34 protein-coding genes and 1 pseudogene are annotated in these 26,054 nt (G+C 56.7%); 5 read left to right on the plus strand and 30 right to left on the minus strand.

All coding sequences use genetic code 11. The annotated features are described in order from the left end of the window. The first annotated feature begins 63 nt into the window (after positions 1-63). Together AC1MDT_RS19030 and AC1MDT_RS19035 are read left to right on the plus strand one after the other, a co-directional pair. Positions 64-990 (plus strand): DUF72 domain-containing protein, encoded by a 927-nt coding sequence (locus tag AC1MDT_RS19030; protein ID WP_480418498.1) that lies wholly within the window; start codon positions 64-66, stop codon positions 988-990. Continuing rightward, a pseudogene (locus AC1MDT_RS19035) lies at positions 987-1,469 on the plus strand (endonuclease/exonuclease/phosphatase family protein); the annotation flags it as partial. The gene AC1MDT_RS19030 and the pseudogene AC1MDT_RS19035, both read left to right, overlap by 4 nt. 38 nt (positions 1,470-1,507) lie before the next feature. On the opposite strand, the gene AC1MDT_RS19040 reads toward AC1MDT_RS19035, so the two are convergent. The 3 genes from AC1MDT_RS19040 to AC1MDT_RS19050 form a co-directional block, all read right to left on the minus strand. Further along, on the minus strand, positions 1,508-2,266 hold the full coding sequence (locus AC1MDT_RS19040) for an alpha/beta hydrolase family protein (protein ID WP_480418499.1): 759 nt from the start codon (positions 2,264-2,266) through the stop codon (positions 1,508-1,510). Then, a complete protein-coding gene (locus AC1MDT_RS19045) occupies positions 2,256-3,365 on the minus strand; it encodes a DUF3182 family protein (RefSeq protein WP_480418500.1) in 1,110 nt (369 codons plus the stop codon). The genes AC1MDT_RS19040 and AC1MDT_RS19045 overlap by 11 nt, the downstream gene beginning before the upstream one ends. Positions 3,366-3,666: 301 nt before the next feature. Continuing rightward, positions 3,667-4,662 (minus strand): GlxA family transcriptional regulator, encoded by a 996-nt coding sequence (locus tag AC1MDT_RS19050; protein ID WP_480418501.1) that lies wholly within the window; start codon positions 4,660-4,662, stop codon positions 3,667-3,669. A 101-nt stretch (positions 4,663-4,763) separates the two neighbouring features. Between AC1MDT_RS19050 and AC1MDT_RS19055 the strand changes: the two genes are divergently transcribed. Together AC1MDT_RS19055 and AC1MDT_RS19060 are read left to right on the plus strand one after the other, a co-directional pair. Further along, the gene (locus tag AC1MDT_RS19055) at positions 4,764-5,318 is read left to right on the plus strand and encodes a cysteine hydrolase family protein (protein WP_480418502.1); all 555 of its coding nucleotides are present in this window, start codon (positions 4,764-4,766) and stop codon (positions 5,316-5,318) included. A gap of 152 nt (positions 5,319-5,470) precedes the next feature. After that, on the plus strand, positions 5,471-7,675 hold the full coding sequence (locus AC1MDT_RS19060; RefSeq protein ID WP_480418503.1) for an OsmC domain/YcaO domain-containing protein: 2,205 nt from the start codon (positions 5,471-5,473) through the stop codon (positions 7,673-7,675). A 74-nt stretch (positions 7,676-7,749) separates the two neighbouring features. On the opposite strand, the gene AC1MDT_RS19065 is transcribed toward AC1MDT_RS19060, so the two are convergent. Beyond that, a complete protein-coding gene (locus AC1MDT_RS19065) occupies positions 7,750-8,277 on the minus strand; it encodes a single-stranded DNA-binding protein (RefSeq protein ID WP_010467282.1) in 528 nt (175 codons plus the stop codon). A 9-nt stretch (positions 8,278-8,286) separates the two neighbouring features. Continuing rightward, positions 8,287-9,684 carry an MFS transporter gene (locus AC1MDT_RS19070; RefSeq protein WP_480418504.1) on the minus strand — a complete coding sequence of 466 codons (1,398 nt, stop codon included), beginning with the start codon at positions 9,682-9,684 and terminating at the stop codon, positions 8,287-8,289. Positions 9,685-9,875: 191 nt separating this feature from the next. On the opposite strand from AC1MDT_RS19070, the gene uvrA reads away from it, so the two are divergent. Beyond that, the gene (uvrA, locus tag AC1MDT_RS19075; RefSeq protein WP_480418505.1) at positions 9,876-12,710 is read left to right on the plus strand and encodes an excinuclease ABC subunit UvrA; all 2,835 of its coding nucleotides are present in this window, start codon (positions 9,876-9,878) and stop codon (positions 12,708-12,710) included. A 175-nt stretch (positions 12,711-12,885) separates the two neighbouring features. On the opposite strand, the gene bfr is transcribed toward uvrA, so the two are convergent. The 25 genes from bfr to rpsS form a co-directional block, all read right to left on the minus strand. After that, complete coding sequence (gene bfr, locus AC1MDT_RS19080; RefSeq protein ID WP_123365585.1) at positions 12,886-13,350, minus strand: bacterioferritin; 465 nt, start codon at positions 13,348-13,350, stop codon at positions 12,886-12,888. A gap of 149 nt (positions 13,351-13,499) precedes the next feature. Further along, complete coding sequence (locus AC1MDT_RS19085) at positions 13,500-14,954, minus strand: catalase (RefSeq protein ID WP_480418506.1); 1,455 nt, start codon at positions 14,952-14,954, stop codon at positions 13,500-13,502. A gap of 188 nt (positions 14,955-15,142) precedes the next feature. Further along, positions 15,143-15,529: a 50S ribosomal protein L17 gene (rplQ, locus tag AC1MDT_RS19090; protein WP_008145500.1), complete on the minus strand. Its 387-nt coding sequence runs from the start codon at positions 15,527-15,529 to the stop codon at positions 15,143-15,145. Positions 15,530-15,571: 42 nt separating this feature from the next. Then, complete coding sequence (locus AC1MDT_RS19095; RefSeq protein WP_003186012.1) at positions 15,572-16,573, minus strand: DNA-directed RNA polymerase subunit alpha; 1,002 nt, start codon at positions 16,571-16,573, stop codon at positions 15,572-15,574. 22 nt (positions 16,574-16,595) lie between these two features. Next, positions 16,596-17,216, minus strand: coding sequence for a 30S ribosomal protein S4 (gene rpsD / locus AC1MDT_RS19100; RefSeq protein WP_003210056.1), 621 nt, complete (start codon positions 17,214-17,216; stop codon positions 16,596-16,598). Positions 17,217-17,234: 18 nt separating this feature from the next. Next, positions 17,235-17,624 (minus strand): 30S ribosomal protein S11, encoded by a 390-nt coding sequence (rpsK, locus tag AC1MDT_RS19105; protein ID WP_002555466.1) that lies wholly within the window; start codon positions 17,622-17,624, stop codon positions 17,235-17,237. 30 nt (positions 17,625-17,654) lie between these two features. After that, entirely contained in the window at positions 17,655-18,011 is a 357-nt protein-coding gene (rpsM, locus tag AC1MDT_RS19110; RefSeq protein WP_003186020.1) for a 30S ribosomal protein S13, read from the minus strand. A 130-nt stretch (positions 18,012-18,141) separates the two neighbouring features. Beyond that, positions 18,142-18,258: a 50S ribosomal protein L36 gene (gene rpmJ / locus AC1MDT_RS19115; RefSeq protein WP_002555468.1), complete on the minus strand. Its 117-nt coding sequence runs from the start codon at positions 18,256-18,258 to the stop codon at positions 18,142-18,144. Positions 18,259-18,285: 27 nt separating this feature from the next. Further along, positions 18,286-19,614 carry a preprotein translocase subunit SecY gene (secY, locus tag AC1MDT_RS19120; RefSeq protein ID WP_414908691.1) on the minus strand — a complete coding sequence of 443 codons (1,329 nt, stop codon included), beginning with the start codon at positions 19,612-19,614 and terminating at the stop codon, positions 18,286-18,288. Then, complete coding sequence (gene rplO, locus AC1MDT_RS19125; RefSeq protein ID WP_007896782.1) at positions 19,615-20,052, minus strand: 50S ribosomal protein L15; 438 nt, start codon at positions 20,050-20,052, stop codon at positions 19,615-19,617. It lies immediately after the preceding gene. A 3-nt stretch (positions 20,053-20,055) separates the two neighbouring features. Next, the gene (gene rpmD / locus AC1MDT_RS19130; protein WP_003186033.1) at positions 20,056-20,232 is read right to left on the minus strand and encodes a 50S ribosomal protein L30; all 177 of its coding nucleotides are present in this window, start codon (positions 20,230-20,232) and stop codon (positions 20,056-20,058) included. Between the two features lie 2 nt (positions 20,233-20,234). Beyond that, positions 20,235-20,735 (minus strand): 30S ribosomal protein S5, encoded by a 501-nt coding sequence (gene rpsE / locus AC1MDT_RS19135; protein WP_007943782.1) that lies wholly within the window; start codon positions 20,733-20,735, stop codon positions 20,235-20,237. Positions 20,736-20,738: 3 nt separating this feature from the next. After that, positions 20,739-21,089 carry a 50S ribosomal protein L18 gene (gene rplR, locus AC1MDT_RS19140; protein WP_003186037.1) on the minus strand — a complete coding sequence of 117 codons (351 nt, stop codon included), beginning with the start codon at positions 21,087-21,089 and terminating at the stop codon, positions 20,739-20,741. Positions 21,090-21,099: 10 nt separating this feature from the next. Then, on the minus strand, positions 21,100-21,633 hold the full coding sequence (gene rplF / locus AC1MDT_RS19145; RefSeq protein WP_007896774.1) for a 50S ribosomal protein L6: 534 nt from the start codon (positions 21,631-21,633) through the stop codon (positions 21,100-21,102). Between the two features lie 12 nt (positions 21,634-21,645). After that, positions 21,646-22,038 (minus strand): 30S ribosomal protein S8, encoded by a 393-nt coding sequence (gene rpsH / locus AC1MDT_RS19150; protein ID WP_003186040.1) that lies wholly within the window; start codon positions 22,036-22,038, stop codon positions 21,646-21,648. 209 nt (positions 22,039-22,247) lie between these two features. Further along, positions 22,248-22,553: a 30S ribosomal protein S14 gene (rpsN, locus tag AC1MDT_RS19155; RefSeq protein WP_003176414.1), complete on the minus strand. Its 306-nt coding sequence runs from the start codon at positions 22,551-22,553 to the stop codon at positions 22,248-22,250. 13 nt (positions 22,554-22,566) lie between these two features. Beyond that, the gene (gene rplE / locus AC1MDT_RS19160) at positions 22,567-23,106 is read right to left on the minus strand and encodes a 50S ribosomal protein L5 (RefSeq protein WP_003176415.1); all 540 of its coding nucleotides are present in this window, start codon (positions 23,104-23,106) and stop codon (positions 22,567-22,569) included. A gap of 20 nt (positions 23,107-23,126) precedes the next feature. Next, a complete protein-coding gene (gene rplX / locus AC1MDT_RS19165) occupies positions 23,127-23,441 on the minus strand; it encodes a 50S ribosomal protein L24 (protein WP_003176416.1) in 315 nt (104 codons plus the stop codon). Positions 23,442-23,452: 11 nt separating this feature from the next. Then, positions 23,453-23,821, minus strand: a complete 369-nt coding sequence (gene rplN / locus AC1MDT_RS19170; RefSeq protein ID WP_002555479.1) for a 50S ribosomal protein L14 — start codon at positions 23,819-23,821, stop codon at positions 23,453-23,455. A 23-nt stretch (positions 23,822-23,844) separates the two neighbouring features. Beyond that, the gene (gene rpsQ / locus AC1MDT_RS19175) at positions 23,845-24,111 is read right to left on the minus strand and encodes a 30S ribosomal protein S17 (RefSeq protein ID WP_003176419.1); all 267 of its coding nucleotides are present in this window, start codon (positions 24,109-24,111) and stop codon (positions 23,845-23,847) included. Positions 24,112-24,113: 2 nt separating this feature from the next. Further along, entirely contained in the window at positions 24,114-24,305 is a 192-nt protein-coding gene (rpmC, locus tag AC1MDT_RS19180) for a 50S ribosomal protein L29 (RefSeq protein WP_002555481.1), read from the minus strand. Then, the gene (gene rplP / locus AC1MDT_RS19185) at positions 24,305-24,718 is read right to left on the minus strand and encodes a 50S ribosomal protein L16 (protein ID WP_008145497.1); all 414 of its coding nucleotides are present in this window, start codon (positions 24,716-24,718) and stop codon (positions 24,305-24,307) included. The genes rpmC and rplP overlap by 1 nt, the downstream gene beginning before the upstream one ends. Before the next feature lie 12 nt (positions 24,719-24,730). Next, positions 24,731-25,417, minus strand: coding sequence for a 30S ribosomal protein S3 (rpsC, locus tag AC1MDT_RS19190; RefSeq protein ID WP_003176422.1), 687 nt, complete (start codon positions 25,415-25,417; stop codon positions 24,731-24,733). A gap of 13 nt (positions 25,418-25,430) precedes the next feature. After that, positions 25,431-25,763: a 50S ribosomal protein L22 gene (gene rplV / locus AC1MDT_RS19195; protein ID WP_003103908.1), complete on the minus strand. Its 333-nt coding sequence runs from the start codon at positions 25,761-25,763 to the stop codon at positions 25,431-25,433. Between the two features lie 13 nt (positions 25,764-25,776). After that, positions 25,777-26,052: a 30S ribosomal protein S19 gene (gene rpsS, locus AC1MDT_RS19200; RefSeq protein ID WP_002555486.1), complete on the minus strand. Its 276-nt coding sequence runs from the start codon at positions 26,050-26,052 to the stop codon at positions 25,777-25,779. Between the last annotated feature and the right edge of the window lie 2 nt (positions 26,053-26,054).

Consider the following 26,054-nt stretch of genomic DNA (forward strand, 5'->3'; position numbering starts at 1 on the left):
TCGCGTGCCCGACAGTCATCAAAAAACGGGGCAACGCGAGGACCACTGGACGGGAGGCGAGACATGGCGGCGATTCACATTGGAATTTCAGGTTGGCGCTACACGCCTTGGAGGGGGGATTTCTACCCGAAGGGGCTGGCCCAGAAACGCGAATTGCAATTCGCCTCGCGGGCCGTCAACAGCATCGAAATCAATGGATCGTTTTACGCCCTGCAACGCCCCGAACGTTACGCCCAGTGGTACGCAGAAACCCCGGCGGATTTCGTCTTCAGCGTTAAAGCCCCACGCTTTATTACCCACATCCGACGCCTGCGAGACATTCATAAGCCACTGGCGAATTTCTTTGCCTCCGGGGTGCTGGAACTCAAGGAAAAACTCGGCCCGATCCTCTGGCAATTTCCGCCCAATTTCAAATTCGATGCCGAGCTATTCGAACGCTTTCTCGAACAATTGCCCCGCGACACCGAGCAGGCCGCCGCCCTCGCCCGTCAGCACGACTCACACCTGCACGGTCACGCCAGCATGAAGGCTTACAAGAAAAAGCCGCTGCGCCATGCCGTCGAAATCAGGAACGAGACGTTTGTCGACCCCGCATTCGTTCGGCTGCTCAAACGCTACAACGTGGCCCTGGTCATTGCTGACACCGCCGGAAAGTGGCCGTATCGCGAAGACCTGACCAGTGACTTCGTCTACCTGCGGTTACACGGTGCCGAAGAGCTCTACGCCAGCGGTTACACACCCCAAGCGCTGGATCGCTGGGCTGACCGGATCGACGCGTGGAATCACGGCAAGCAGCCTTCCGACCCGCAACTGATCGCCCCTCGGCAAAAACCCAAAACACGCAAGTCCCGCGAAATATTCTGCTATTTCGATAACGACATCAAAGTCCGCGCGCCCTTCGATGCCCGCCGCTTGCTCGAGCATTTTCACCTCGATAACGACCTGGCCACTGCCCCCGGCGAACCGGCTGCCGAAGGCGTGCTGCCATGAACACTTATGAGCCGTTCGACGCCGCCGACGAACAGCCACAAACCATCCCCGTCGTGCGCCGCTTTACCGTGCTGACCGTCAACACTCACAAGGGTTTTACCGCACTCAACCGGCGCTTCATCCTGCCCGAGTTGCGTGAAGCGGTGCGCAGTGTGTCCGCCGACGTCGTGTTTTTGCAGGAGGTCCACGGCAACCACGAGCATCATCCTCAGCGTTACAGCAACTGGCCGACGATGCCGCAATACGAATTCCTCGCCGACACCCTGTGGCCGCAGTTCGCCTATGGGCGCAACGCGGTCTACCCGGCAGGCGATCACGGCAATGCGCTGTTGTCGAAATTCCAGATCATTCGCCACGACAACCTCGACGTTTCCATCAGTGGCCAAGAGACCCGCGGCCTCTTGCATTGCGTACTGCGACTGCCCGGTGACGGGCCGCAAGTGCATGCGATTTGCGTCCATTTGGGAGAACGCCATCGCGAGCAAGCTCGCGAAGGATCGAAAGAACACCGCAAATCTCAGGTGGATTGAATAATGCTCAACCGCTCGCCAACCACCATTTCGGTGATCCAGTCCACCAGGATCGAGGTATACGCCTGTTGGGAAATCGGATCGCTCAACGCGTGGTCTGCGCCGTCGATGATGCGATGGGTCATTGAATGTGTCTGCTGACAGGCAGCGCGGTAACTCATGATGGTTGCATGGGGCACATAGTCGTCGATCTCGGACTGCACCAGCAGCACGTCCCCGGTAAATTGCGAACACGCGTGCAGCGCACGATTGCTCTCGGCGCGGACAAATGTGCTGCGGTAATCGCGTAAATCGGACTTGTCCAGGTCTCGCTTTGGCGTGTGCCATTGCTCATCGCGATACAGCGCCGGCACCCGCAGCGCCAGCCAGCGAACCGGGCGCAACGAGGTCAGGATCGAGGCCAGGTAACCGCCGTAACTGGTGCCGACCACCGCAATGGCGGACGTGTCGAGCGCCGGATGAGCGAGCAAGCGGTCATACGCCGCGAGCAGGTCGCGCAGGTTGTCTTCCCGGGTCACGCGAGACAGCGCAATACCTGTGCCGCCAGTGTGCCCGCGCAAGTCGAACGTCAGGCACACACAACCGAGGCCGGCAATGCCTTTGGCCCGCTCCAGGTCCCGCTCCTGGCTACCGCCCCAACCGTGCACGAACAGCACACCGGGAACTTTCGATTTGGGGCTGAGAAACGTCCCGATCATCTGTTCGTCGTCGATGTCGATCTGAATGGTTTCGCTTCTAGCCGTCATAGGATTTGACCATTACGTACTTGAGAAGAAAGTCACTGTTTTCCGCCGGCCCACGGTAGACCTCGATGGCGTCCGTCGGCAGCGATTGATCGATATAGGTTTCCACCGAAGACACGCGAATTGCGCGCATGCCCGAATCGTTGACGAAGCTTTGCAGCGCCGCCACTTCGGCGCTGCTGGCCCCGCCCATGCGCCACGACTGTTCGAGCACGCCGCTGCGCTGTTTGCCGTTGCTGTCCAGACCCTGGGCAATGTCGTAGTTGCGTCGCGAGGCGTAGAAACCGGGATAAGCCTCATCCGCGGCGCTGTCGAAGACCCGGGCCTGCCGGATGGCCAGCCGCACATCGTCCGGCAGATCCAGCGCCAGTAAATCATCGTACTGCCCCTGCACTACCAGCAGGTTCGAACCTCCATAAACCTGCTCGCCCTGACCATCTTCGGTCAAGTATTGATCACCGCAATAACTCAGCACCTTCTCACCGATAACACTCTGGCCGACGCTGTGGGTGATCACGTGGTCCAGATCCTGTTCCAGCACCACGCCGCCAGTGAAGAGTGTCTTGGCATCGGGTCTGGCGAGGATGGCATCGAACTGGTCGAGGCTTTGAATCACTTCCTGACCGCGACCGGCGCAGGCAAAAATCGGCTTCATGCGAATCGGGCCGCTATAGAGCAGGTGTTCTGCGGCAGGTCGCGCATCGTCCAGGGAGAACACACTCAGACCGTCCAGCACCACGTTGCGCACGCGTTCGGAAAACAGCGGTGACCAGCCTTCGGGGGCGAGCGCATTTTTGTTGCGTAAGCCGTGGCTGATGGCTTTGGTACAAATGAATTCATGCTCGACGTAGCCCCCCCACAAATCTTCCGGCCCTTTGACGCCCAATTGCCGAGCCGCAGCAACGCCGACCAGGGTCTGGGTTGGCAGCAGGTAAAGGTCTCGGCCATTGTGAAGTTCGGGGTCGTAACTGCCGCCGTATTGGAGCCCGACAATGTGTGCCAGCCAACGCGCCAGCGCTCGGTTGGTTTCGACTTCGTGCAGCGGAGCATCTGGGAACACTGAATGGGCAACCACCAGTTTCTTGCGGTTTGTTGGGGTCATGCATCCCCCTTCAATCTGCGCTTGATGAATGTAGTTGAAAGGGTGCAGAGATCAGGCCAAGGCGAGCTGAAGTGAAAGGCTTTTCAAATCAATCCTTTGTGAGCTTCGTGCTAGCACTACGCCTGTCTTATTCTGCACGACGGTCTCCCGAACTCCGGCATTTTGCACGACTCAAGTGCTACGCAAGACCAATGTGGGAGCGAGCCTGCTCGCGAATGCGGTGTGTCATTCAGCGTAAATGTTGAATGAGAAAATGCATTCGCGAGCAGGCTCGCTCCCACAGTATCGGCTGTGATGCTGGCTACCGAGCCATGGCAGCGGTCGACGTCACCCCAAACCGTGTCCGATAATCACTCGGCGCCAACCCGGTGATCTTCTTGAAGATCGCGCGAAACGCACTCGGGTCCTGGTAGCCGACGGTCCAGGCAATGTGATCGATCGTGCCGTTGGTGAACTCGAGCATTTCCCGGGCCTTGCCGACCCGCAGGTGTTGGCAGTATTCGGTGGGTTTGAGCCCGGTCGCCGCGCGGAATCGACGCAGGAAGGTGCGCTCCTCCAGCCCTGCCCGTTCGGCCATTGCCGTCAGCGACACATCGGTCGCCCCGGTGCTTTGCAACCAGTGTTGGACGTTGAGAATCGACGCGTCGCCATGGCTGAGAATCGGTGCAAAGTTGCTGCCGCATTCACTGGCACTGTCGCTGTGTTCCACCACCAGAAAACGCGCGGTGCCGGTAGCAATGCTCGGCCCCAGCAAACGATTGACCAAACGCAAGCCCAGCTCCGACCAGGCCATCAGCCCGGCCGTCGTGATCAGGTCGCCGTCATCGACAATGGGCGTATCGGCCTTGAGCTTGATCATCGGGTACCGCTCGGCGAAGGTTTTGGCCGATGTCCAGTGAGTGGTGGCGCTGCGACCGTCGAGCAGGCCGCTTTCGGCCAACAGTATCGAACCCACGCACACGCCGCCGAGGGTCGCGCCTTGTGCATGTTGCTGACGAATCCAGCGGAGCAAGCCTTGCGGCGCCTGGCCTTCAGAAAATCCGCCAATCGACGGCGGAATCAACACCGCCACTAATGCGCCGTCCGGGGCGGGATGACTGTCGTAAATGCGCTCAGGCACCTGATCACCATCGACCTGCCAATGACTGACCCGCAGCAACGGCAACTGCGAAGACTGATGCTCGGCAGCAATGCGGTTAGCCACTGCGAACAAATCCGTTAATCCATGCACCGCGGCCATCTGCGCGCCGGGATAAATCAACACACCCAGTTCGGCGACTGCCCTTTCTACACTCATTGTCAGTTTTCCCCCTTCTAATGTCGGTGCGGCCAATCCTCGGACGGCCTGTCAGACCCAATACTTCACGCCACCCCAACAAGCACTTCGAGGAAACAGTCATGGCCAAGCAAGCACTCATCCTAGTCGATATCCAAAACGACTACTTCCCCCAAGGCAAGTGGCCGCTGGTGGGCGCCGATGCCGCCGCCGACAACGCCGCCCGTCTGCTCACGGCCTTTCGTGATGCCGAAAAACCGGTGGTGCACATCCGCCACGAATTCACTTCCGACGCCGCGCCGTTCTTCACTCCTGGCTCTGAAGGCGCGAAGCTGCACCCCAAAGTCCTTAGCCGCGCCGACGAGCCGGTGGTGCTCAAGCACTTCGTCAACGCGTTCCGCGAAACCGAACTGAAATCGATCCTCGACGAACAAAGCATTAAGGAGTTGGTCCTTGTCGGCAGCATGAGCCACATGTGCATCGACGGCATCACCCGCGCCGCCGCTGACTTTGGCTACACCGTCACGGTGATTCACGATGCCTGTGCCTGCCGGGACCTGGAGTTCAACGGAGTCACCGTAGCGGCTGCTCACGTTCACGCTGCCTTCATGTCGGCCTTGGGGTTTGCTTATGCAAGCGTGGTGTCCACTGACGAGTACCTGGCGGCGCATCACTGATCAATGTCTGCGTCGGGTGCTGCAATCCGACGCGCCCGAAACAAGGAAGGCCAGTCGCGCGCGTACGTGACTGGCCTTTTTTCTGAGACTTACGGCCGAAAAGCCGGATAATGGCGACCAAATCGTCTAGCCCGTTATTCTGGTAATCCCCCATGGAAATCAAGGTCAACTTTCTCGACAACCTTCGGCTTGAAGCCAAGTTCGATGACTTCACGGTGGTGGCCGATCAACCTATCCGCTACAAAGGCGATGGCTCGGCACCGGGTCCGTTCGACTACTTCCTGGCGTCGTCGGCGTTGTGTGCCGCCTACTTTGTGAAGTTGTATTGCAGCACGCGCAATATCCCCACCGATAACATCCGCCTGTCGCAGAACAATATTGTTGACCCGGAGAACCGTTACAACCAGATTTTCAAGATCCAGGTCGAGTTGCCGGCGGACATCTCCGACAAGGACCGCCAGGGCATCCTGCGCTCCATCGACCGTTGCACCGTGAAAAAAGTGGTGCAAGCCGGGCCTGAGTTTGTGATCGAAGAGGTGGAAAACCTCGACGCCGATGCCCAGGCGTTGTTGATGCCTGCTTCTAACTCAGAGGCGAGCACTTATATCGCCGGCAAGGATCTGCCACTGGAGCAAACCATCGCCAATATGTCGGCCATTCTGGCGGACCTGGGTATGAAGATTGAAATCGCCTCGTGGCGCAATATCGTGCCCAATGTGTGGTCGCTGCATATCCGCGATGCCCACTCGCCGATGTGCTTCACCAACGGCAAGGGCGCGACCAAGGAAGGCGCGTTAGCGTCGGCGTTGGGCGAGTTTATCGAGCGACTCAACTGCAACTTCTTCTATAACGATCAGTTCTGGGGCGAGGACATCGCCAACGCGGCGTTTGTGCATTACCCGGACGAGCGCTGGTTCAAGCCTGGCCGCAAAGACGCGCTGCCGACTGAAGTTCTCGACGAATACTGCCTGAAGATTTACAACCGCGACGGCGAACTGCGCGGCTCCCATCTGATCGATACCAACTCGGGCAATGAAGAGCGCGGCATCTGCTCGCTGCCCTACGTGCGCCAGTCGGACGGCGAGGTGGTGTATTTCCCGTCCAACCTGATTGAAAACCTGTACCTGAGCAATGGCATGAGTGCCGGTAACACACTGGCCGAAGCCCAGGTGCAGTGCCTGTCGGAGATCTTCGAGCGCGCGGTAAAACGCGAAATCATCGAAGGTGAATTTGCACTGCCGGATGTGCCGGCCAGCGTGCTGGCAAAGTACCCCGGGATACTGGCCGGGATTCAGGCGCTGGAAGAGCAAGGGTTCCCCGTGTTGGTGAAGGATGCGTCCCTGGGGGGTGAATTCCCGGTGATGTGCGTCACGTTGATGAACCCGCGTACTGGCGGTGTGTTCGCCTCGTTCGGTGCGCACCCGAGCCTGGAAGTGGCGCTGGAACGCAGCCTGACCGAATTGTTGCAAGGCCGCAGCTTCGAAGGCCTCAACGACTTGCCCCAGCCGACCTTTGAAGGTCATGCAGTGACCGAGCCGAATAACTTCGTTGAGCACTTTATCGACTCCAGTGGCGTGGTGTCGTGGCGCTTCTTCAGTGCCAAGTCGGATTACGAGTTCGTGGAGTGGGACTTCTCCGGCCAGGGTGAAAACTCGAATGCCGAGGAAGCAGCGACCTTGTTCGGCATTCTCAAAGGCATGGGCAAGGAGGTGTACATGGCGGTCTACGAGCATATCGGCGCAACTGCCTGCCGCATTTTGGTGCCGGACTATTCGGAAATTTATCCAGTAGACGATCTGATCTGGGATAACACCAACAAAGCGCTGTTCTTCCGCGCCGATATCCTGAACCTGCACCGCCTGGACGAAGAGGAACTGCAAGCGCTGGTTGAGCGTCTGGTGGAAAGTGAGCTGGACGACTACACCGACATCACCTCCTTGATCGGCATCGAATTTGACGACAATACGGCCTGGGGTCAGCTGACGATCCTGGAGTTGAAGCTGCTGATTTATCTCGCCTTGCAGCAATTTGAAGAGGCGAAAGAGGCAGTGGAAATGTTCCTGCAGTACAACGACAACACGGTTGAGCGTGGCTTGTTCTACCAGGCCGTCAATGTGGTGCTGGAGATGAAGCTGGACGAAGACCTGGAACTGGAAGACTTCGAGGCCAATTTCCGCCGGATGTTTGGCAACGAGCGGATGGATGCGGCGATCGGATCGGTGGACGGCAGCGTGCGCTTCCATGGCTTGACGCCGACCAGCATCAAACTGGAGGGGCTCGACCGGCACCTTCGGTTGATCGAGAGCTACAAGAAACTGCACTCGGCAAGGGCCAATGTGAGCACTTTGTCCCGTTAACAGCACCAACAAAAAAGCGAAGCCAGATCAATGGCTTCGCTTTTTTTGTTTACAGTTCTGAAAAAAGCTGCAGATCAGAACGGGATATCGTCATCAAAGCTGTCGAAATCCGGAGCCGGTTGCGGAGCTGCCTGCTGTGGAGGCGGAGCCTGACGCGACTGTTGCGGTGCCGACTGTTGAGGGCGCGGAGCCTGCTGGCGTGGAGCCGGGGCGGACTGCTGGTAGTTATTGCCCCCGCCTTGCTGGTCGCCCTGTTGTGGACGGCCGCCCAGCAGTTGCATGGTGCCTTGCATGTCGACCACGATTTCAGTGGTGTAACGCTTGATACCGTCTTTTTCCCACTCGCGGGTCTGCAGCTTGCCTTCGATGTAGACCTGCGAACCTTTACGCAGGTATTCGCCGGCGATTTCTGCAACCTTGCCGAACATCGACACACGGTGCCATTCGGTCTTCTCGACCTTCTGGCCGGTTTGCTTGTCGGTCCATTGTTCACTGGTCGCCAGACTCAGGTTGGTCACGGCGTTACCGTTAGGCAGGTAGCGAACTTCGGGATCCTGGCCGCAAGTGCCGACCAATATGACTTTGTTAACCCCACGGGCCATAACGTTCTCCTAGGCTTCGCACGCAGCTGAGGCCGGGTTGTTCACCAGGCGCTCGAGGGTGGTGCGATCCAATAGTTCTGTGTCCAATTTGATGTAAATGGCCGCTTCATCAGCGACTATCACTGCATCTGTTACCCCTACGAGGGCCTTCAGGCGCTCGACCAGACCCGCTTCGCGGATCGCCTCGGGCGACAACGGCAAGCGCAGGCTCGTCACGTAGGGAGGTTCGCGCATGGTAACAGCAAAGGCCAACCAGAGGGCAGCCAGCCCGGCACATCCAAGGAACACAACCGACAAACCGCCATGCTGGAACATCCAGCCGCCGAGGATCCCGCCCAGGGCCGAACCGAGGAATTGGCTGGTGGAATACACCCCCATTGCCGTGCCCTTGCCACCTGCCGGTGAAACTTTGCTGATCAGCGATGGCAACGAAGCTTCCAGCAGATTGAACGCGGTAAAGAACACCACCGTCCCGATCACCAGAGCCCGCAAGCTATCGCCGAACTGCCAGAAGAATAGCTCAGTGAGCATCAGCGTCAGCACGGCGCCCAATAAAACTCGTTTCATTTTGCGTTTCTTCTCGCCGTAGATGATGAACGGGATCATGGCGAAGAAAGAAATCAGCAGCGCAGTCAGGTACACCCACCAGTGCTGCTCTTTAGGCAGCCCGGCTTTTTCGACCAGCGCCAGCGGCAAAGCAACGAAGCTCGACATCAACATCGCGTGCAACACAAAAATACCCAGGTCCAGGCGCAGCAGGTCCGGATGCTTGAGTGTCGGTATCAGCGCCTGGCGCGCGACGCCGGATTCTCGATGCTGCAATGGCCCGGTGGCGCGCGGGACCATGAACATCACGATCACAATGCCAAACAACGCCATGCCGCCGGTGGCGAGGAACAGCCCGGACAGGCCGAAAGCGCGAGTCAGCAGCGGTCCGACAACCATGGCGATAGCGAACGACAGACCAATCGTCATGCCGATCATGGCCATGGCTTTCGTCCGGTGCTGTTCCCGGGTCAGGTCTGACAGCAACGCCATGACCGCCGCGGAAATTGCCCCGGCACCTTGCAGGACTCGTCCGGCAATGACGCCCCAGATCGAATCGGCATTGGCCGCCAGCAAACTACCGAGGGCAAAGACGACCAGCCCCAGATAGATCACCGGACGGCGACCGATACGGTCGGAAATGAAGCCAAAAGGAATTTGAAAGATCGCCTGGGTCAGGCCGTAAGCGCCAATCGCCAGCCCGATGAGGGCCGGGGTCGCTCCTGCCAGATCCATCCCATAGGTTGCCAGTACCGGCAATACCATGAACATGCCAAGCATACGGAAGGCGAACACAAGGGCTAGACCGCTTGCTGCGCGGGTCTCACTGCCACTCATGCGTTCGCTGTGGGGATCGTGCATGGAAAAACCTCATGTGAACCGGCGGCGATTCTACCAGTCCCATCGATTGACGGGGTATATCGCGACGCTTTGCCGCGCTCTGCTGACAGACTCTTCATGAAAGACAATAACCCGCTTATTCGACAGTGTGCATCCATCCAGTATTTGGCCGTATACTCCTACGTTTTCGACGCCCGCCAAGCGAGGCCACTTTGGACAAGATCCTGATTCGTGGGGCCCGAACCCACAACCTGAAGAACATCGACCTGACCCTGCCACGGGACAAACTGATCGTCATCACCGGCTTGTCCGGATCTGGCAAGTCATCCCTGGCTTTCGATACGCTGTACGCCGAAGGCCAGCGCCGCTACGTCGAATCGCTGTCGGCCTATGCCCGGCAGTTCCTGTCGATGATGGAAAAGCCGGATGTCGACACCATCGAAGGACTGTCGCCAGCGATCTCTATCGAACAGAAGTCGACCTCGCACAACCCGCGCTCGACCGTTGGCACCATCACCGAAATCTACGACTACCTGCGCTTGCTTTACGCCCGCGTCGGCATTCCGCGCTGCCCGGATCACGATATTCCGCTGGAAGCCCAGACTGTCAGCCAGATGGTCGACCTGGTTCTCGCGCAACCGGAGGGCAGCAAACTCATGCTGCTGGCCCCGGTGATCCGCGAGCGCAAAGGCGAACACCTTTCGGTCTTCGAAGAGTTACGCGCCCAGGGTTTTGTGCGGGCACGGGTCAACGGCAGGCTCTGCGAGCTTGACGAGTTGCCGAAGCTGGACAAACAGAAGAAGCATTCGATCGACGTCGTGGTCGACCGCTTCAAAGTCCGCGCCGATTTGCAGCAGCGCCTGGCCGAGTCGTTTGAAACCGCATTGAAGCTGGCGGATGGCATTGCGCTGGTTGCGCCGATGGACGACGAGCCTGGCGAAGAGATCATCTTCTCCGCGCGCTTCGCCTGCCCGATCTGCGGCCATGCCATCAGCGAACTGGAACCCAAGCTGTTCTCCTTCAACAACCCGGCCGGTGCCTGCCCGACATGCGATGGCTTGGGTGTTAAGCAGTTCTTTGATATCAAGCGGCTGGTGAACGGTGAACTGACGTTGGCCGAAGGCGCGATTCGCGGCTGGGACAGGCGTAACGTCTATTACTTCCAGATGCTCGGGTCGCTCGCCTCCCACTACAAGTTCAGCCTGGAAGTGCCGTTCAATGAGCTGCCGGCCGATCAGCAGAAGTTCATCCTGCACGGCAGCGGCTCGCAAAACGTCGACTTCAAATACCTGAACGACCGCGGCGACATCGTCAAGCGCTCGCACCCGTTCGAAGGCATCGTGCCGAACCTGGAGCGTCGCTACCGCGAAACCGAATCCGCTTCGGTGCGTGAAGAGCTGGCCAAATTCCTCAGCACTCAGCCTTGTCCGGATTGCCGCGGCACCCGTTTGCGTCGCGAGGCCCGGCACGTGTGGGTTGGCGAGAAGACCTTGCCCGCGGTGACCAATCTGCCAATCGGCGATGCTTGCGAGTACTTCGGTGTTCTGAAGCTGACTGGCCGTCGCGGCGAAATTGCCGACAAGATTCTCAAGGAAATCCGCGAGCGCCTGCAGTTCCTGGTCAACGTTGGCCTCGACTATCTGTCGCTGGATCGCAGTGCGGACACGTTGTCCGGCGGTGAGGCACAGCGTATTCGCCTGGCCAGTCAGATCGGTGCTGGCCTGGTTGGCGTTCTGTACATCCTAGATGAGCCGTCGATTGGCTTGCATCAGCGCGATAACGATCGCCTGCTCGGCACGCTCAAGCACCTGCGGGACATCGGCAACACGGTGATCGTGGTCGAGCACGACGAAGACGCAATCCGGCTGGCAGATTACGTGGTGGATATTGGCCCGGGCGCGGGTATACACGGTGGACATATCGTCGCCGAAGGCACGCCAGCCGAGGTCATGGCTCACCCTGACTCGTTGACGGGCAAGTACCTGTCGGGCCGAGTGAAGATTGCCGTTCCAGCCGAGCGCACGCCGCGTAACAAGAAGTTGTCGCTGTCGCTCAAGGGCGCTCGTGGCAATAACTTGCGCAACGTCGATCTGGACATTCCGATCGGCCTGCTGACCTGCGTCACCGGCGTGTCCGGTTCGGGCAAGTCGACGCTGATCAACAACACCCTGTTTCCTTTGAGCGCCACGGCACTCAACGGTGCAACGACCCTGGAAGCTGCCGCTCACGACAGCATCAAGGGCCTGGAGCATCTGGACAAGGTTGTAGATATCGACCAGAGCCCGATCGGTCGCACGCCGCGCTCCAACCCGGCGACCTACACTGGGTTGTTCACACCGATTCGCGAACTGTTCGCCGGTGTGCCGGAATCCCGTTCACGCGGTTACGGTCCGGGGCGCTTCTCCTTCAACGTGAAGGGCGGGCGCTGCGAAGCGTGCCAGGGCGATGGCCTGATCAAGGTGGAAATGCACTTCCTGCCGGACATTTATGTTCCGTGCGACGTCTGCAAGAGCAAGCGCTACAACCGCGAAACCCTGGAAATCAAGTACAAGGGCAAGAGCATCCACGAGACGCTCGAGATGACCATCGAGGAAGCTCGGGTGTTCTTCGACGCGGTTCCGGCGCTGGCGCGCAAACTTCAGACGCTGATGGATGTGGGCCTGTCATACATCAAGCTGGGTCAATCGGCGACGACGCTGTCGGGTGGTGAAGCCCAGCGGGTGAAACTGTCCCGCGAACTGTCCAAGCGCGATACCGGCAAGACGCTGTACATCCTTGATGAGCCGACCACTGGCCTGCACTTCGCGGATATTCAGCAACTGCTCGACGTGTTGCATCGCCTGCGCGACCATGGCAACACTGTAGTGGTGATCGAGCACAACCTGGACGTGATCAAGACGGCCGACTGGCTGGTGGACCTGGGGCCGGAAGGCGGCTCCAAGGGCGGACAGATCATTGCCGTCGGTACACCGGAGGAAGTGTCCGAGATGAAGCAATCGCATACCGGCTTCTATCTCAAGCCGTTGCTGGAGCGCGACAGGGCCTGAATCAGGCCCATGAAAAAGCCCCTGTCACTTTGTTGGTGACAGGGGCTTTTTGTATCGCCGCCTGTAGGAGCGAGCTTGCTCGCGATGGAGGTTAACGATAACGCGTGATCCATGAATATACGCGGCGTTCTGTAGTCCATCGCGAGCAAGCTCGCTCCTACAGGCGATCTGAGGTTCAGAACTGCGATTGCAGATAATTCTCCAGACCGATCAACTTGATCAGACCCAGCTGCTTCTCAAGCCAGTAGGTGTGGTCTTCTTCGGTGTCGTTCAGCTGAATACGCAGCATCTCACGGCTCACGTAATCCTTGTGCAGCTCGCAAAGCTCGATGCCCTTGCAGAGTGCGGCGCGGACTTTGTATTCCAGTCGCAAATCGGCAGCGAGCATGTCCGGCACAGTGGTGCCAACATCCAGATCGTCCGGACGCATGCGCGGGGTGCCTTCGAGCATCAGAATTCGGCGCATCAGGGCGTCAGCGTGCTGCGCCTCTTCTTCCATTTCGTGATTGATGCGTTCGTAGAGCTCGGTGAAACCCCAGTCCTCGTACATCCGCGAATGGATGAAATATTGATCACGCGCCGCCAGCTCGCCGGTCAGCAACGTGTTGAGGTAATCGATTACGTCTGGGTGGCCTTGCATCGCCCTACATCTCCCTGCATGAAAGTGTGTAGTTTGAACCAGGACCACCGATTGGTCACTCCATTCGCGCGATAAAAGCGAAGATATTCTGAGAAAAGTGGTTTAAATAACGCAAAAACCGCCCAATCGAGGGCGGTTCTGCTTCTCATTTAGACTTCGTTAAGCTGTACGTTGAGTAGCTTTGCGATTGCTTCTCCATACGCCGGATCGGCTTTGTAGAAATGCTGCAATTGGCGGTCTACCACATCGCTGGAAACCCCGGCCATTGCGCCGGCAATATTGCTCACCAGAAGCGCTTTCTGCTCGTCGCTCATCAACCGGAACAACGCACCGGCGTGGCTATAGTAGTCGGTATCTTCGCGGTGATCGTAGCGATCAGCCGCACCGCTCAGTGCCAGAGCCGGCTCGACGTAATGAGGCGCTTGTTTTGGCGACTCGACGTGACTGTTCGGTTCGTAGTTCGGTGCTGCACCGCCATTGCTGCCGAACGCCATGGCGCCATCGCGCTGGTAGCTATTGACCGGGCTTCGAGGCGCATTCACCGGCAGCTGCTGGTGGTTGGTGCCAATGCGGTAGCGGTGCGCATCGGCGTATGCGAACACTCGACCTTGCAGCATGCGGTCTGGCGACAGACCAACGCCCGGCACCATGTTGCTTGGGCCAAACGCTGCCTGCTCGACTTCAGCGAAATAGTTCTGCGGATTGCGGTTGAGCTCCAGCTCACCCACTTCGATCAACGGAAACTCTTTCTGCGACCAGGTTTTAGTCACGTCGAACGGGTTCTCGTAGTGCCCGGCCGCCTGCGCTTCAGTCATGATCTGAATGCACACACGCCATTTCGGGAAATCACCACGCTCGATCGCCGTGAACAGGTCTCGTTGAGCGTAATCCGGGTCAGTTCCCGCCAGGCGCGCAGCCTCTGCCGGCGCCAGGTTCTTGATTCCCTGTTGGGTCTTGTAGTGCCACTTCACCCAGTGACGCTGGCCACCGGCGCTGATCAGGCTGTAAGTGTGACTGCCAAAACCGTGCATGTGACGGTAGCCGTCAGGGATACCACGATCGGAAAACAGGATGGTGATCTGGTGGAGTGCTTCAGGCGAGTGCGACCAGAAGTCCCACATCATCTGCGCGCTTTTCAGATTGCTTTGCGGCAGGCGCTTTTGGGTGTGGATAAAGTCCGGGAACTTGAGTGGGTCTCGGATAAAGAAGACCGGTGTGTTGTTTCCGACGATGTCCCAATTACCTTCCTCGGTATAGAACTTCAGGGCAAAACCGCGTGGATCGCGCTCGGTGTCGGCCGAACCACGCTCACCGCCCACGGTGGAAAACCGAAGGAAGGTTGGGGTTTGCTTGCCGACAGATTCAAACAGTTTGGCGCTGGTGTACTCGGTGATATCACGAATGACGGTAAACGTGCCGTAAGCGCCCGATCCTTTGGCGTGCACTCGGCGCTCAGGGATGTTTTCACGGTTGAAGTGAGCAAGCTTCTCGATCAGGTGGAAGTCGTCGAGCAGCAGCGGCCCACGAGGGCCGGCGGAGCGGGAGTTCTGGTTGTCGGCGACAGGAGCGCCACTGGCGGTGGTCAGCGTTTTACTCTGGCTCATGCGTTCTCTTCCTTTGTCAGTCTTTAGCTGCCGGCTAATCGGCTGAGAAGGAGTATTGAACACGAACGTTACACCTACAAATTCATTAACCTTTAAGAACCGATAGAAAAATACTAACAACAATACACTTTTCGAACGCCCACAAAAAACCGGGCACTAGGCCCGGTTTTTCGTTTCAGACTGACGTCTTACTCAGCGGATACAGCTTCACCACCGGCAGGACGATCAACCAACTCGACGTACGCCATAGGCGCGTTGTCGCCAGTGCGGAAGCCGCACTTGAGGATGCGCAGGTAGCCACCCTCACGGGTAGCGTAACGCTTGCCCAGGTCGTTGAAGAGCTTACCAACGATAGCTTTCGAACGAGTACGGTCGAAAGCCAGACGGCGGTTAGCCAGGCTGTCTGTCTTGGCCAAAGTGATCAGCGGCTCAGCAACGCGACGCAGTTCTTTGGCTTTTGGCAGTGTAGTTTTGATCAGCTCGTGCTCGAACAGCGACACCGCCATGTTTTGAAACATGGCCTTGCGGTGCGAGCTGGTGCGGCTCAGGTGACGACCACTTTTACGATGACGCATGGTTCATTCCTTACCAAACACAACGTTCGGTGATTACGACGATCAGGCAGTCGCCTTGTCGTCCTTCTTAAGACTTGCAGGCGGCCAGTTGTCGAGGCGCATGCCGAGGGACAGACCGCGGGAGGCCAGAACGTCCTTGATTTCAGTCAAGGATTTCTTGCCAAGGTTCGGAGTCTTCAACAGCTCTACTTCGGTACGCTGAATCAGGTCACCGATGTAGTAGATGTTTTCCGCCTTAAGGCAGTTAGCCGAACGTACAGTCAGTTCCAGATCGTCAACCGGGCGAAGCAGGATCGGATCGATCTCGTCTTCCTGCTCGACAACCACTGGCTCACTGTCACCTTTGAGGTCGACGAACGCAGCCAACTGCTGTTGCAGAATGGTTGCAGCGCGACGGATAGCCTCTTCAGGATCCAGGGTACCGTTGGTTTCCAGATCAATAACCAGCTTGTCCAGGTTAGTACGCTGCTCGACACGGGCGTTTTCCACCACGTATGCGATACGGCGAACCGGGCTGAACGAAGAGTCAAGCTGCAAGCGACCGATGCTGCGGCTTTCGTCTTCATCGCTCTGACGCGAGTCTGCCGGTTCATAACCACGACCACGAGCTACGGTGAGCTTCATGTTCAGGGCGCCGTTAGACGCCAGGTTAGCGATTACGTGATCGGGGTTAACGATCTCGACATCATGATCCAGCTGAATATCGGCAGCGGTAACCACCCCCGAACCCTTCTTCGACAAGGTCAGCGTAACTTCGTCACGACCGTGCAGCTTGATAGCCAGACCTTTAAGGTTCAACAGGATTTCAATTACGTCTTCCTGTACGCCTTCGATTGCGCTGTACTCATGGAGTACACCATCAATCTCGGCCTCGACTACTGCACAGCCGGGCATTGAGGACAACAGGATGCGGCGCAGCGCGTTGCCCAGGGTGTGGCCGAAACCACGCTCGAGAGGCTCGAGAGTGATCTTGGCGCGGGTTGGACTGACAACCTGCACATCAATATGGCGGGGTGTCAGGAACTCATTTACCGAAATCTGCATGGATGCACCTATTTTCTAGCCCTTACTTGGAGTAGAGCTCGACAATCAGGCTTTCGTTGATGTCGGCGGACAGATCACTGCGAGCTGGAACGTTCTTGAAAACGCCCGACTTCTTCTCAGTGTCTACTTCTACCCATTCTACGCGGCCACGTTGGGCACACAGATCGAGAGCTTGGACAATGCGAAGTTGGTTCTTTGCTTTCTCGCGAATCGCGACCACGTCACCAGCACGAACCTGGTACGACGGTACGTTTACGGTCTGACCGTTAACGCTGACGGATTTGTGCGATACCAGCTGACGGGATTCGGCACGAGTAGAGCCAAAACCCATACGGTATACAACGTTGTCCAGACGGCATTCGAGCAGTTGCAGCAGGTTTTCACCGGTTGCACCTTTCTTGCCAGCAGCTTCTTTGTAGTAGCCGCTGAATTGACGCTCGAGAACGCCGTAGATACGACGGACCTTCTGCTTTTCACGCAGTTGGGTGCCGTAATCGGACTGGCGACCGCGGCGTTGGCCGTGGATACCAGGTGCTGCTTCGATGTTGCACTTCGATTCGATCGCGCGCACGCCGCTCTTCAGAAAGAGATCGGTGCCTTCGCGACGAGCGAGTTTGCATTTTGGACCAATGTAACGAGCCATTCTTTACAATCTCCTGGATTACACGCGGCGCTTCTTCGGCGGACGGCACCCGTTGTGCGGGATTGGCGTCACGTCGGTGATGCTGGCGATCTTGTAGCCACAGCCGTTCAAAGCGCGGACTGCAGATTCACGACCTGGGCCTGGACCTTTGACGTTAACGTCGAGGTTTTTCAGACCGTATTCCAGCGCAGCTTGTCCAGCACGTTCAGCAGCTACTTGAGCAGCAAACGGAGTGGACTTGCGGGAACCGCGGAAACCCGAACCACCGGAGGTAGCCCAGGAAAGAGCGTTGCCTTGACGGTCGGTGATGGTCACGATTGTGTTGTTAAAAGACGCGTGGATGTGGGCGATGCCATCAACCACTGTCTTTTTGACTTTTTTACGAGGACGAGCAGCAGGTTTAGCCATGATTAATTTCCTGTCGATTCGCTGGGGCGATTACTTGCGGATCGGCTTACGCGGACCTTTACGGGTACGCGCGTTAGTCTTGGTACGCTGACCGCGCACTGGAAGACCACGACGATGACGCAGACCGCGATAGCAACCGAGGTCCATCAAACGCTTGATTTTCATGTTGATTTCGCGACGCAGGTCACCTTCAGTGGTGAACTTCGCCACTTCGCCACGCAGCTGTTCAATCTGCTCGTCGCTCAGATCTTTGATCTTTGCGGCTGGGTTTACCCCAGTCACTGCACAGATCTTCTGTGCAGTAGTGCGACCAACACCATAGATGTAGGTCAGCGAGATAACAGTATGCTTGTTATCTGGAATGTTAACGCCTGCAATACGGGCCATTCAGTGGGACTCCAATTGACAGCTACCTACGCCCCGGAAGCCAAGAAATAGGGCGCGAGATAATATCGCTGTAATAACAAATAATCAACCCGGTAGCGCACTAGCTACCGGGCTTGAAGCACAATCACACTCAGCCTTGGCGCTGTTTGTGACGCGGTTCCGCGCTGCAAATTACTCGAACAACACCTTCGCGGCGAATAATCTTGCAGTTACGGCACAGCTTTTTCACCGATGCACGAACTTTCATCACCAACTCCTCGAACCTTATGGGTACTCAGCGCAACATGCCGCTGCCGTAACCCTTCAGGTTGGCTTTCTTCATCAGGGATTCGTACTGGTGCGAAACGAGGTGCGATTGTACTTGGGACATGAAGTCCATCACAACCACGACGACGATCAGCAACGAGGTCCCGCCAAGGTAGAACGGTACGTTTGCTGCAACCACCAGGAACTGGGGAAGCAGGCACACGGCCGTCATGTAAAGAGCACCGAACATGGTCAAGCGGGTCAGAACGCCATCAATGTAGCGCGCAGACTGCTCACCTGGACGGATGCCCGGAATAAAGGCACCGGACTTCTTCAGGTTTTCCGCTACGTCTTTCGGATTGAACATCAACGCCGTATAGAAGAAGCAGAAGAAAATAATCCCTGCACTAAACAGCAGAATATTCAACGGCTGACCAGGAGCGATCGACTGCGAGATGTCTTGCAACCAGCCCATACCTTCAGACTGGCCGAACCAGGCACCCAACGAAGCCGGGAACAGCAAAATGCTGCTCGCGAAAATGGCCGGAATAACACCGGCCATGTTCACCTTCAGCGGCAAGTGGCTAGTCTGCGCAGCGAAGACCTTACGGCCCTGCTGACGCTTGGCGTAATGAACAGCTATACGACGCTGACCACGCTCAATGAACACCACGAAACCGATAATCGCTACTGCCAGCAAACCGATGGCAACCAGGGCGAAGATATTGATATCACCCTGACGCGCAGACTCGAAAGACTGCCCGATCGCTCTCGGAAGACCGGCGACGATACCCGAAAAAATCAACATCGAGATACCGTTGCCAACACCACGCTCAGTAATCTGCTCACCCAGCCACATCATGAACATCGCACCAGCCACAAAAGTGGATACCGCGACGAAATGGAAGCCAAAGTCACCAGTGAACGCAACGCCCTGCCCGGCCAGACCAATGGACATGCCAATTGCCTGAACCAGAGCGAGGACGACAGTGCCGTAGCGGGTGTACTGGCTGATCTTGCGACGGCCAGCTTCACCTTCCTTCTTCAACTGCTCCAGCTGCGGGCTGACGGCGCTCATCAGCTGCATGATGATCGATGCCGAAATGTACGGCATGATCCCCAGTGCAAAGATGCTCATCCGTTCCAGCGCGCCGCCAGAAAACATGTTGAACAAGCTAAGAATGGTCCCCTCATTCTGTCGAAACAGGTCCGCGAGTCGGTCCGGGTTGATACCTGGAACCGGGATGTGTGCGCCTATTCGGTAGACGATAATCGCCAGGAACAGAAAACGCAGACGAGCCCAGAGTTCAGACATACCGCCTTTGCCGAGCGCAGAGAGAGCACCTTGCTTAGCCATTTATTCCTCGAACTTGCCGCCAGCTGCTTCGATAGCCGCACGCGCACCTTTGGTGGCGCCGATTCCCTTTCCGATGGTAACAGCGCGAGTAACTTCACCGGACAGCATGATTTTCACACGCTGTACGTTGACGTTGATCACGTTGGCATCTTTCAAGGACTGCACAGTGACGATGTCGCCTTCCACTTTAGCCAGCTCGGACAAACGCACTTCTGCGCGATCCATGGCCTTCAGGGAAACGAAACCGAACTTAGGCAGGCGACGATGCAGCGGCTGTTGACCGCCTTCAAAGCCTGGAGCAATGGTGCCACCGGAGCGGGAGGACTGACCTTTGTGGCCACGGCCACCGGTCTTGCCCAAACCACTACCGATACCACGGCCCGGACGATGCTTTTCGCGACGGGAACCCGGCGCTGGACTCAGATCATTGAGTTTCATCGATTAACCCTCGACACGCAGCATGTAGTAAGCCTTGTTGATCATCCCGCGATTCTCGGGAGTATCAAGTACTTCTACAGTGTGACCGATGCGACGCAGACCCAGACCCTTAACGCACAGTTTGTGGTTAGGGATGCGGCCGGTCATGCTTTTGATCAGCGTAACTTTAACGGTAGCCATGATCAGAAGATCTCCTTGACGCTTTTGCCACGCTTGGCGGCAATGGATTCAGGAGACTGCATAGCTTTCAAACCTTTGAAAGTGGCGTGAACCACGTTTACCGGGTTAGTCGAGCCGTAGCACTTGGCCAGAACGTTCTGAACGCCAGCAACTTCGAGGACAGCACGCATAGCGCCGCCAGCGATGATACCGGTACCTTCAGAAGCAGGCTGCATGTACACCTTCGAAGCGCCGTGACCGGACTTCATTGCGTACTGCAGAGTGGTGCCGTTCAGATCAACTTGGATCATGTTGCGACGAGCAGCTTCCATTGCCTTCTGAATCGCAGCAGGCACTTCACGTGACTTGCCACGGCCGAAGCCAACACGCCCTTTACCATCACCCACCACGGTCAACGCGGTGAAAGTGAAGATACGGCCGCCTTTTACGGTTTTGGCTACGCGGTTAACTTGAACCAGCTTCTCAATGTAGCCTTCGTCGCGCTTTTGGTCGTTATTTGACATAACTTAGAACTCCAGCCCAGCTTCACGAGCAGCATCAGCCAGCGCCTTGACGCGGCCATGGTACTTGAAGCCAGAGCGGTCGAAAGCCACCTGCGAGACGCCAGCGGCTTTAGCACGCGTAGCGACCAGCTGGCCAACCTTAGTGGCCGCGTCGATGTTGCCAGTGGCGCCATCACGCAGTTCTTTATCCAAAGTCGAGGCAGATGCCAGGACTTTGTTGCCGTCGGCCGAAATGACCTGGGCGTAGATGTGCTGCGACGAGCGGAACACGCAGAGACGCACGACTTCGAGTTCGTGCATTTTCAGGCGTGCTTTGCGAGCGCGACGCAGTCGAGTAACTTTTTTGTCGGTCATTTGCTATGCCCTACTTCTTCTTGGCTTCTTTACGACGGACGACTTCGTCCGCGTAGCGCACACCTTTGCCTTTGTACGGCTCTGGTGGACGGAAGTCGCGGATCTCTGCGGCCACTTGACCTACCAGCTGCTTATCGATACCCCGGATCAGGATGTCGGTTTGGCTAGGAGTCTCAGCGGTGATGCCTTCCGGCAGTTCATAATCCACTGGGTGCGAGAAGCCAAGAGCCAGGTTCAGCACTGTGCCTTTTGCTTGCGCTTTGTAACCAACACCGACCAGCTGGAGCTTGCGCTCGAAGCCTTGGCTTACGCCTTGGACCATGTTGTTTACCAACGCACGAGTGGTACCAGCCATTGCGCGAGTTTGTTGATCGCCATTGCGAGCAGCGAAACGCAGCTCACCAGCTTCTTCAACGATCTCAACGGACGAATGGATGTTCAGTTCGAGAGTGCCCTTGGCACCCTTCACCGAAAGCTGTTGGCCTGCGAATTTTACTTCGACACCGGCTGGCAGCTTAACGGGGTTCTTAGCGACGCGTGACATGCTTATCCCCCCTTAGAACACAGTGCAAAGAACTTCGCCGCCGACACCGGCAGCGCGCGCAGCACGATCCGTCATCACACCTTTGTTGGTGGAGACGATAGACACACCGAGACCGCCACGAACTTTTGGCAGATCATCGACGGACTTGTACTGACGCAGGCCTGGACGGCTAACGCGCTTCACTTCTTCGATAACCGGACGGCCTTCGAAGTACTTCAGCTCGATGGACAGCAGTGGTTTGATTTCGCTGCTGATCTGATAACCCGCAATGTAACCTTCGTCCTTCAGGACTTTGGCAACAGCTACCTTCAAAGTAGAAGATGGCATGCTTACGACGGACTTTTCAGCCATCTGGGCATTACGGATTCGAGTTAGCATGTCCGCTAACGGGTCCTGCATACTCATGGGCTAGACGCTCCTAATACAAAAAAATTAGCCTTGCGGCTACTACGTGTCGCCGAGCTCATCCATGCGAAAAAAGCACGGGCTCAGGCGAGCCGGGTATTCTAGACACACCCCACAAATGAATCAAGCCCCAAAAGGGGCTTGATTCAAGTTCAAGGTCACCGGCGGTCAGGATCTTGCGATCCCGAGCACCGAGACTTTGATAGTGCTTACCAGCTGGCTTTAACCAGACCAGGTACGTCACCACGCATTGCAGCTTCACGCAGTTTGTTACGGCCGAGGCCGAACTTGCGGTAAACGCCGTGTGGACGACCGGTCAGGCGGCAGCGGTTACGCATGCGCGAAGCGCTTGCGTCACGTGGCTGCTTCTGCAGAGCGACTGTAGCTTCCCAACGTGCTTCTGGACTTGCGTTCAGATCAACGATGATAGCTTTCAGTGCTGCACGCTTTTTGGCGTACTTGGCAACCGTGAGCTGACGCTTCAGCTCGCGGTTTTTCATGCTCATCTTGGCCATTTTCCTACTCCAATCAGTTGCGGAACGGGAATTTGAAAGCACGCAACAGGGCGCGACCTTCATCATCGTTCTTGGCAGTGGTGGTCAGGGTAATGTCCAGACCGCGGAGAGCATCGATCTTGTCGTAGTCGATTTCCGGGAAGATGATCTGCTCTTTAACGCCCATGCTGTAGTTACCACGACCATCGAAGGACTTGGCATTCAGGCCGCGGAAGTCGCGAACCCGAGGCAGGGAGATCGACAGCAGACGATCCAGGAACTCGTACATACGCTCACGGCGCAGGGTCACTTTGACGCCGATCGGCCAACCTTCACGGACTTTAAAGCCAGCGATGGATTTCCGAGCGTAAGTCACAACAACTTTCTGGCCGGTGATCTTTTCCAGGTCAGCAACAGCGTGCTCGATGACTTTTTTGTCACCGACCGCTTCGCCCAGACCCATGTTCAGGGTGATTTTGGTAACGCGTGGAACTTCCATCACGTTCGAAAGCTTAAGTTCTTCCTTAAGCTTCGGTGCGATTTCCTTCCAGTAAATCTCTTTTAGTCGTGCCATGGTCTTCTACCTAGCAGTGTTCAAGCATCAACCGCTTTTTGGGTCGACTTGAAGACACGAATTTTCTTGCCGTCTTCTACCTTGAAACCAACGCGGTCAGCCTTGTTGGTTTCGCCGTTGAAAATGGCGACGTTAGAAGCGTCCAGTGGAGCTTCTTTTTCGACGATACCGCCTTGTACGCCCGACATCGGGTTAGGCTTGGTATGACGCTTAACCAGGTTCAGACCACCGATAACCAGACGGTTATTAGCGAGAACCTTAAGCACCTTACCGCGCTTACCTTTGTCTTTGCCGGCGATCACGATGATCTCGTCGTCACGACGAATCTTTTGCATGTCGGATCTCCTTACAGCACTTCTGGGGCGAGCGAGACGATCTTCATGAACTTCTCAGTACGAAGTTCACGGGTCACTGGCCCAAAGATACGGGTGCCGATCGGCTCTTGCTTGTTGTTCAGAAGAACAGCAGCGTTGCCATCAAAGCGGATAATGGAGCCATCAGCACGACGTACGCCGTGACGAGTGCGGACTACAACAGCAGTCATCACTTGGCCTTTTTTCACTTTACCGCGAGGAATTGCTTCCTTCACGGTAACTTTGATGATGTCACCGATACCAGCGTAACGACGATGGGAGCCACCCAGCACCTTGATGCACATAACACGGCGAGCGCCGCTGTTATCGGCCACATCGAGCATGGATTGAGTCTGAATCATATAATTTCTCCGACCCCTAGTCCTTAGACTTCCACAGCGCGTTCGAGAACATCAACCAGCGCCCAAGACTTGGTCTTGGCCAAAGGACGAGTTTCACGAATAGTGACTTTGTCGCCGATGTGGCACTGATTGGTTTCGTCGTGCGCGTGCAGCTTAGTCGAACGCTTAACATATTTACCGTAGATCGGGTGCTTAACGCGACGCTCGATCAGAACGGTGATGGTTTTGTCCATCTTGTCGCTGACAACACGGCCAGTCAGCGTACGGACAGTTTTTTCGGCTTCAGCCATGATTACTTACCTGCCTGCTGGTTGAGCACAGTCTTCACGCGAGCGATGTCACGCTTAACTTGCGAGAGCAGATGAGACTGCCCCAACTGGCCAGTTGCTTTCTGCATACGCAGATTGAACTGGTCGCGCAGCAAGCCGAGCAGTTGCTCGTTCAGCTGCTGTGCGGATTTTTCACGAAGTTCATTCGCTTTCATCACATCACCGTCCGTTTAACAAAGGCGGTGGCGAGCGGCAGCTTTGCAGCAGCCAGGGCAAAAGCCTCACGCGCCAGCTCTTCAGTAACACCCTCGATTTCATACAGGACTTTGCCTGGCTGAATCTGGGCAACCCAGTACTCCACACTACCCTTACCTTTACCCATCCGAACTTCGAGTGGCTTTTTGGAAATAGGCTTGTCCGGGAATACACGGATCCAGATCTTGCCGCCACGTTTAACGTGACGGGTCAGAGCACGACGCGCTGACTCGATCTGACGAGCGGTGAGACGACCACGAGCTACAGACTTCAGCGCGAACTCGCCGAAGCTGACTTTGCTACCGCGCTGAGCCAGACCACGGTTGTGGCCTGTCATCTGCTTGCGGAACTTCGTACGCTTTGGTTGCAACATTTGGCGTACCCCTTACTTAGCAGCTTTTTTACGAGGCGCTGGTGCTTGTGGTTTCAGTTCTTCTTGGCGACCACCAATTACTTCGCCTTTGAAGATCCAAACCTTTACACCGATCACACCGTAAGTGGTGTGAGCTTCGTAGTTGGCATAGTCGATGTCGGCACGCAGGGTGTGCAATGGCACACGACCTTCGCGATACCATTCAGTACGTGCGATTTCAGCACCGCCGAGACGACCGCTCACTTGGATTTTGATGCCTTTGGCACCAATGCGCATGGCGTTCTGTACAGCGCGCTTCATAGCGCGACGGAACATTACGCGACGCTCCAGCTGCTGAGCTACGCTCTGCGCAACCAACATACCGTCGAGTTCCGGCTTGCGGATTTCTTCGATATTGATGTGCACAGGCACACCCATTTGTTTGGTCAGGTCCTGACGCAGTTTCTCAACATCTTCACCTTTCTTCCCGATAACGATACCTGGACGAGCGGTGTGGATGGTGATACGTGCTGTTTGAGCCGGACGATGGATATCGATACGGCTTACGGACGCGCTTTTTAGTTTGTCTTGGAGATACTCACGCACCTTCAGATCAGCGAACAAATAGTCCGCATAAGTCCGACCGTCTGCGTACCAGACGGAGGTGTGCTCCTTGACGATTCCCAGGCGAATGCCAATGGGATGTACTTTCTGACCCATCTCTTCGACTCCGTTACTTGTCAGCAACCTTGACAGTGATATGGCAAGACCGCTTGACGATGCGATCAGCACGGCCTTTGGCACGTGGCATGATTCGCTTCAGCGAACGCCCTTCGTTGACGAAAACGGTGCTGACTTTAAGGTCATCAACGTCTGCGCCTTCGTTATGCTCGGCGTTGGCTACGGCCGACTCCAGCACTTTCTTCATGATCTCGGCGGCTTTCTTACTGCTGAAAGCCAACAGGTTGAGCGCTTCGCCCACCTTCTTCCCGCGGATCTGGTCGGCGACCAAGCGGGCTTTCTGGGCGGAGATTCGAGCGCCCGACAACTTAGCGGCTACTTCCATCGTTCCTTACCCCTTAACGCTTGGCTTTCTTGTCTGCCACGTGCCCACGATATGTGCGGGTACCGGCAAACTCGCCCAGTTTGTGGCCGACCATGTCTTCGTTCACGAGAACTGGAACATGTTGACGACCGTTATGCACAGCAATGGTCAAACCGACCATTTGTGGCAGGATCATCGAACGACGCGACCAGGTTTTAACTGGTTTGCGATCGTTCTTTTCCGCCGCCACTTCGATCTTCTTCAGTAGGTGAAGATCAATAAAAGGACCTTTTTTCAGAGAACGTGGCACTG

The sequence above is a fragment of the Pseudomonas sp. ASL7 genome (assembly GCF_056680375.1).

What these genes read in the sequence shown, in the direction of transcription:
- rpsE (WP_007943782.1), bottom strand. Translation starts at nt 20,735, where the DNA reads ATGTCAAATAACGACCAAAAGCGCGACGAAGGCTACATTGAGAAGCTG.
- secY (WP_414908691.1), bottom strand. Translation starts at nt 19,614, where the DNA reads ATGGCTAAGCAAGGTGCTCTCTCTGCGCTCGGCAAAGGCGGTATGTCT.
- rplN (WP_002555479.1), bottom strand. Translation starts at nt 23,821, where the DNA reads ATGATTCAGACTCAATCCATGCTCGATGTGGCCGATAACAGCGGCGCT.
- rpsH (WP_003186040.1), bottom strand. Translation starts at nt 22,038, where the DNA reads ATGAGTATGCAGGACCCGTTAGCGGACATGCTAACTCGAATCCGTAAT.
- rplE (WP_003176415.1), bottom strand. Translation starts at nt 23,106, where the DNA reads ATGGCACGACTAAAAGAGATTTACTGGAAGGAAATCGCACCGAAGCTT.
- AC1MDT_RS19070 (WP_480418504.1), bottom strand. Translation starts at nt 9,684, where the DNA reads ATGCACGATCCCCACAGCGAACGCATGAGTGGCAGTGAGACCCGCGCA.
- rpsM (WP_003186020.1), bottom strand. Translation starts at nt 18,011, where the DNA reads ATGGCCCGTATTGCAGGCGTTAACATTCCAGATAACAAGCATACTGTT.
- rpsN (WP_003176414.1), bottom strand. Translation starts at nt 22,553, where the DNA reads ATGGCCAAGATGAGCATGAAAAACCGCGAGCTGAAGCGTCAGCTCACG.
- AC1MDT_RS19065 (WP_010467282.1), bottom strand. Translation starts at nt 8,277, where the DNA reads ATGGCCCGTGGGGTTAACAAAGTCATATTGGTCGGCACTTGCGGCCAG.
- AC1MDT_RS19045 (WP_480418500.1), bottom strand. Translation starts at nt 3,365, where the DNA reads ATGACCCCAACAAACCGCAAGAAACTGGTGGTTGCCCATTCAGTGTTC.
- rplP (WP_008145497.1), bottom strand. Translation starts at nt 24,718, where the DNA reads ATGTTGCAACCAAAGCGTACGAAGTTCCGCAAGCAGATGACAGGCCAC.
- rplR (WP_003186037.1), bottom strand. Translation starts at nt 21,089, where the DNA reads ATGACCGACAAAAAAGTTACTCGACTGCGTCGCGCTCGCAAAGCACGC.
- AC1MDT_RS19030 (WP_480418498.1), top strand. Translation starts at nt 64, where the DNA reads ATGGCGGCGATTCACATTGGAATTTCAGGTTGGCGCTACACGCCTTGG.
- AC1MDT_RS19085 (WP_480418506.1), bottom strand. Translation starts at nt 14,954, where the DNA reads ATGAGCCAGAGTAAAACGCTGACCACCGCCAGTGGCGCTCCTGTCGCC.
- AC1MDT_RS19055 (WP_480418502.1), top strand. Translation starts at nt 4,764, where the DNA reads ATGGCCAAGCAAGCACTCATCCTAGTCGATATCCAAAACGACTACTTC.
- AC1MDT_RS19040 (WP_480418499.1), bottom strand. Translation starts at nt 2,266, where the DNA reads ATGACGGCTAGAAGCGAAACCATTCAGATCGACATCGACGACGAACAG.
- rplQ (WP_008145500.1), bottom strand. Translation starts at nt 15,529, where the DNA reads ATGCGTCATCGTAAAAGTGGTCGTCACCTGAGCCGCACCAGCTCGCAC.
- AC1MDT_RS19060 (WP_480418503.1), top strand. Translation starts at nt 5,471, where the DNA reads ATGGAAATCAAGGTCAACTTTCTCGACAACCTTCGGCTTGAAGCCAAG.
- rpsC (WP_003176422.1), bottom strand. Translation starts at nt 25,417, where the DNA reads ATGGGTCAGAAAGTACATCCCATTGGCATTCGCCTGGGAATCGTCAAG.
- rpsK (WP_002555466.1), bottom strand. Translation starts at nt 17,624, where the DNA reads ATGGCTAAACCTGCTGCTCGTCCTCGTAAAAAAGTCAAAAAGACAGTG.
- rpsD (WP_003210056.1), bottom strand. Translation starts at nt 17,216, where the DNA reads ATGGCTCGTTACATTGGTCCAAAATGCAAACTCGCTCGTCGCGAAGGC.
- bfr (WP_123365585.1), bottom strand. Translation starts at nt 13,350, where the DNA reads ATGCAAGGCCACCCAGACGTAATCGATTACCTCAACACGTTGCTGACC.
- rpmJ (WP_002555468.1), bottom strand. Translation starts at nt 18,258, where the DNA reads ATGAAAGTTCGTGCATCGGTGAAAAAGCTGTGCCGTAACTGCAAGATT.
- AC1MDT_RS19095 (WP_003186012.1), bottom strand. Translation starts at nt 16,573, where the DNA reads ATGCAGATTTCGGTAAATGAGTTCCTGACACCCCGCCATATTGATGTG.
- rplO (WP_007896782.1), bottom strand. Translation starts at nt 20,052, where the DNA reads ATGAAACTCAATGATCTGAGTCCAGCGCCGGGTTCCCGTCGCGAAAAG.
- rplV (WP_003103908.1), bottom strand. Translation starts at nt 25,763, where the DNA reads ATGGAAGTAGCCGCTAAGTTGTCGGGCGCTCGAATCTCCGCCCAGAAA.
- rpmD (WP_003186033.1), bottom strand. Translation starts at nt 20,232, where the DNA reads ATGGCTACCGTTAAAGTTACGCTGATCAAAAGCATGACCGGCCGCATC.
- rplX (WP_003176416.1), bottom strand. Translation starts at nt 23,441, where the DNA reads ATGCAAAAGATTCGTCGTGACGACGAGATCATCGTGATCGCCGGCAAA.
- AC1MDT_RS19050 (WP_480418501.1), bottom strand. Translation starts at nt 4,662, where the DNA reads ATGAGTGTAGAAAGGGCAGTCGCCGAACTGGGTGTGTTGATTTATCCC.
- rpsQ (WP_003176419.1), bottom strand. Translation starts at nt 24,111, where the DNA reads ATGGCTGAAGCCGAAAAAACTGTCCGTACGCTGACTGGCCGTGTTGTC.
- rplF (WP_007896774.1), bottom strand. Translation starts at nt 21,633, where the DNA reads ATGTCACGCGTCGCTAAGAACCCCGTTAAGCTGCCAGCCGGTGTCGAA.
- rpmC (WP_002555481.1), bottom strand. Translation starts at nt 24,305, where the DNA reads ATGAAAGCGAATGAACTTCGTGAAAAATCCGCACAGCAGCTGAACGAG.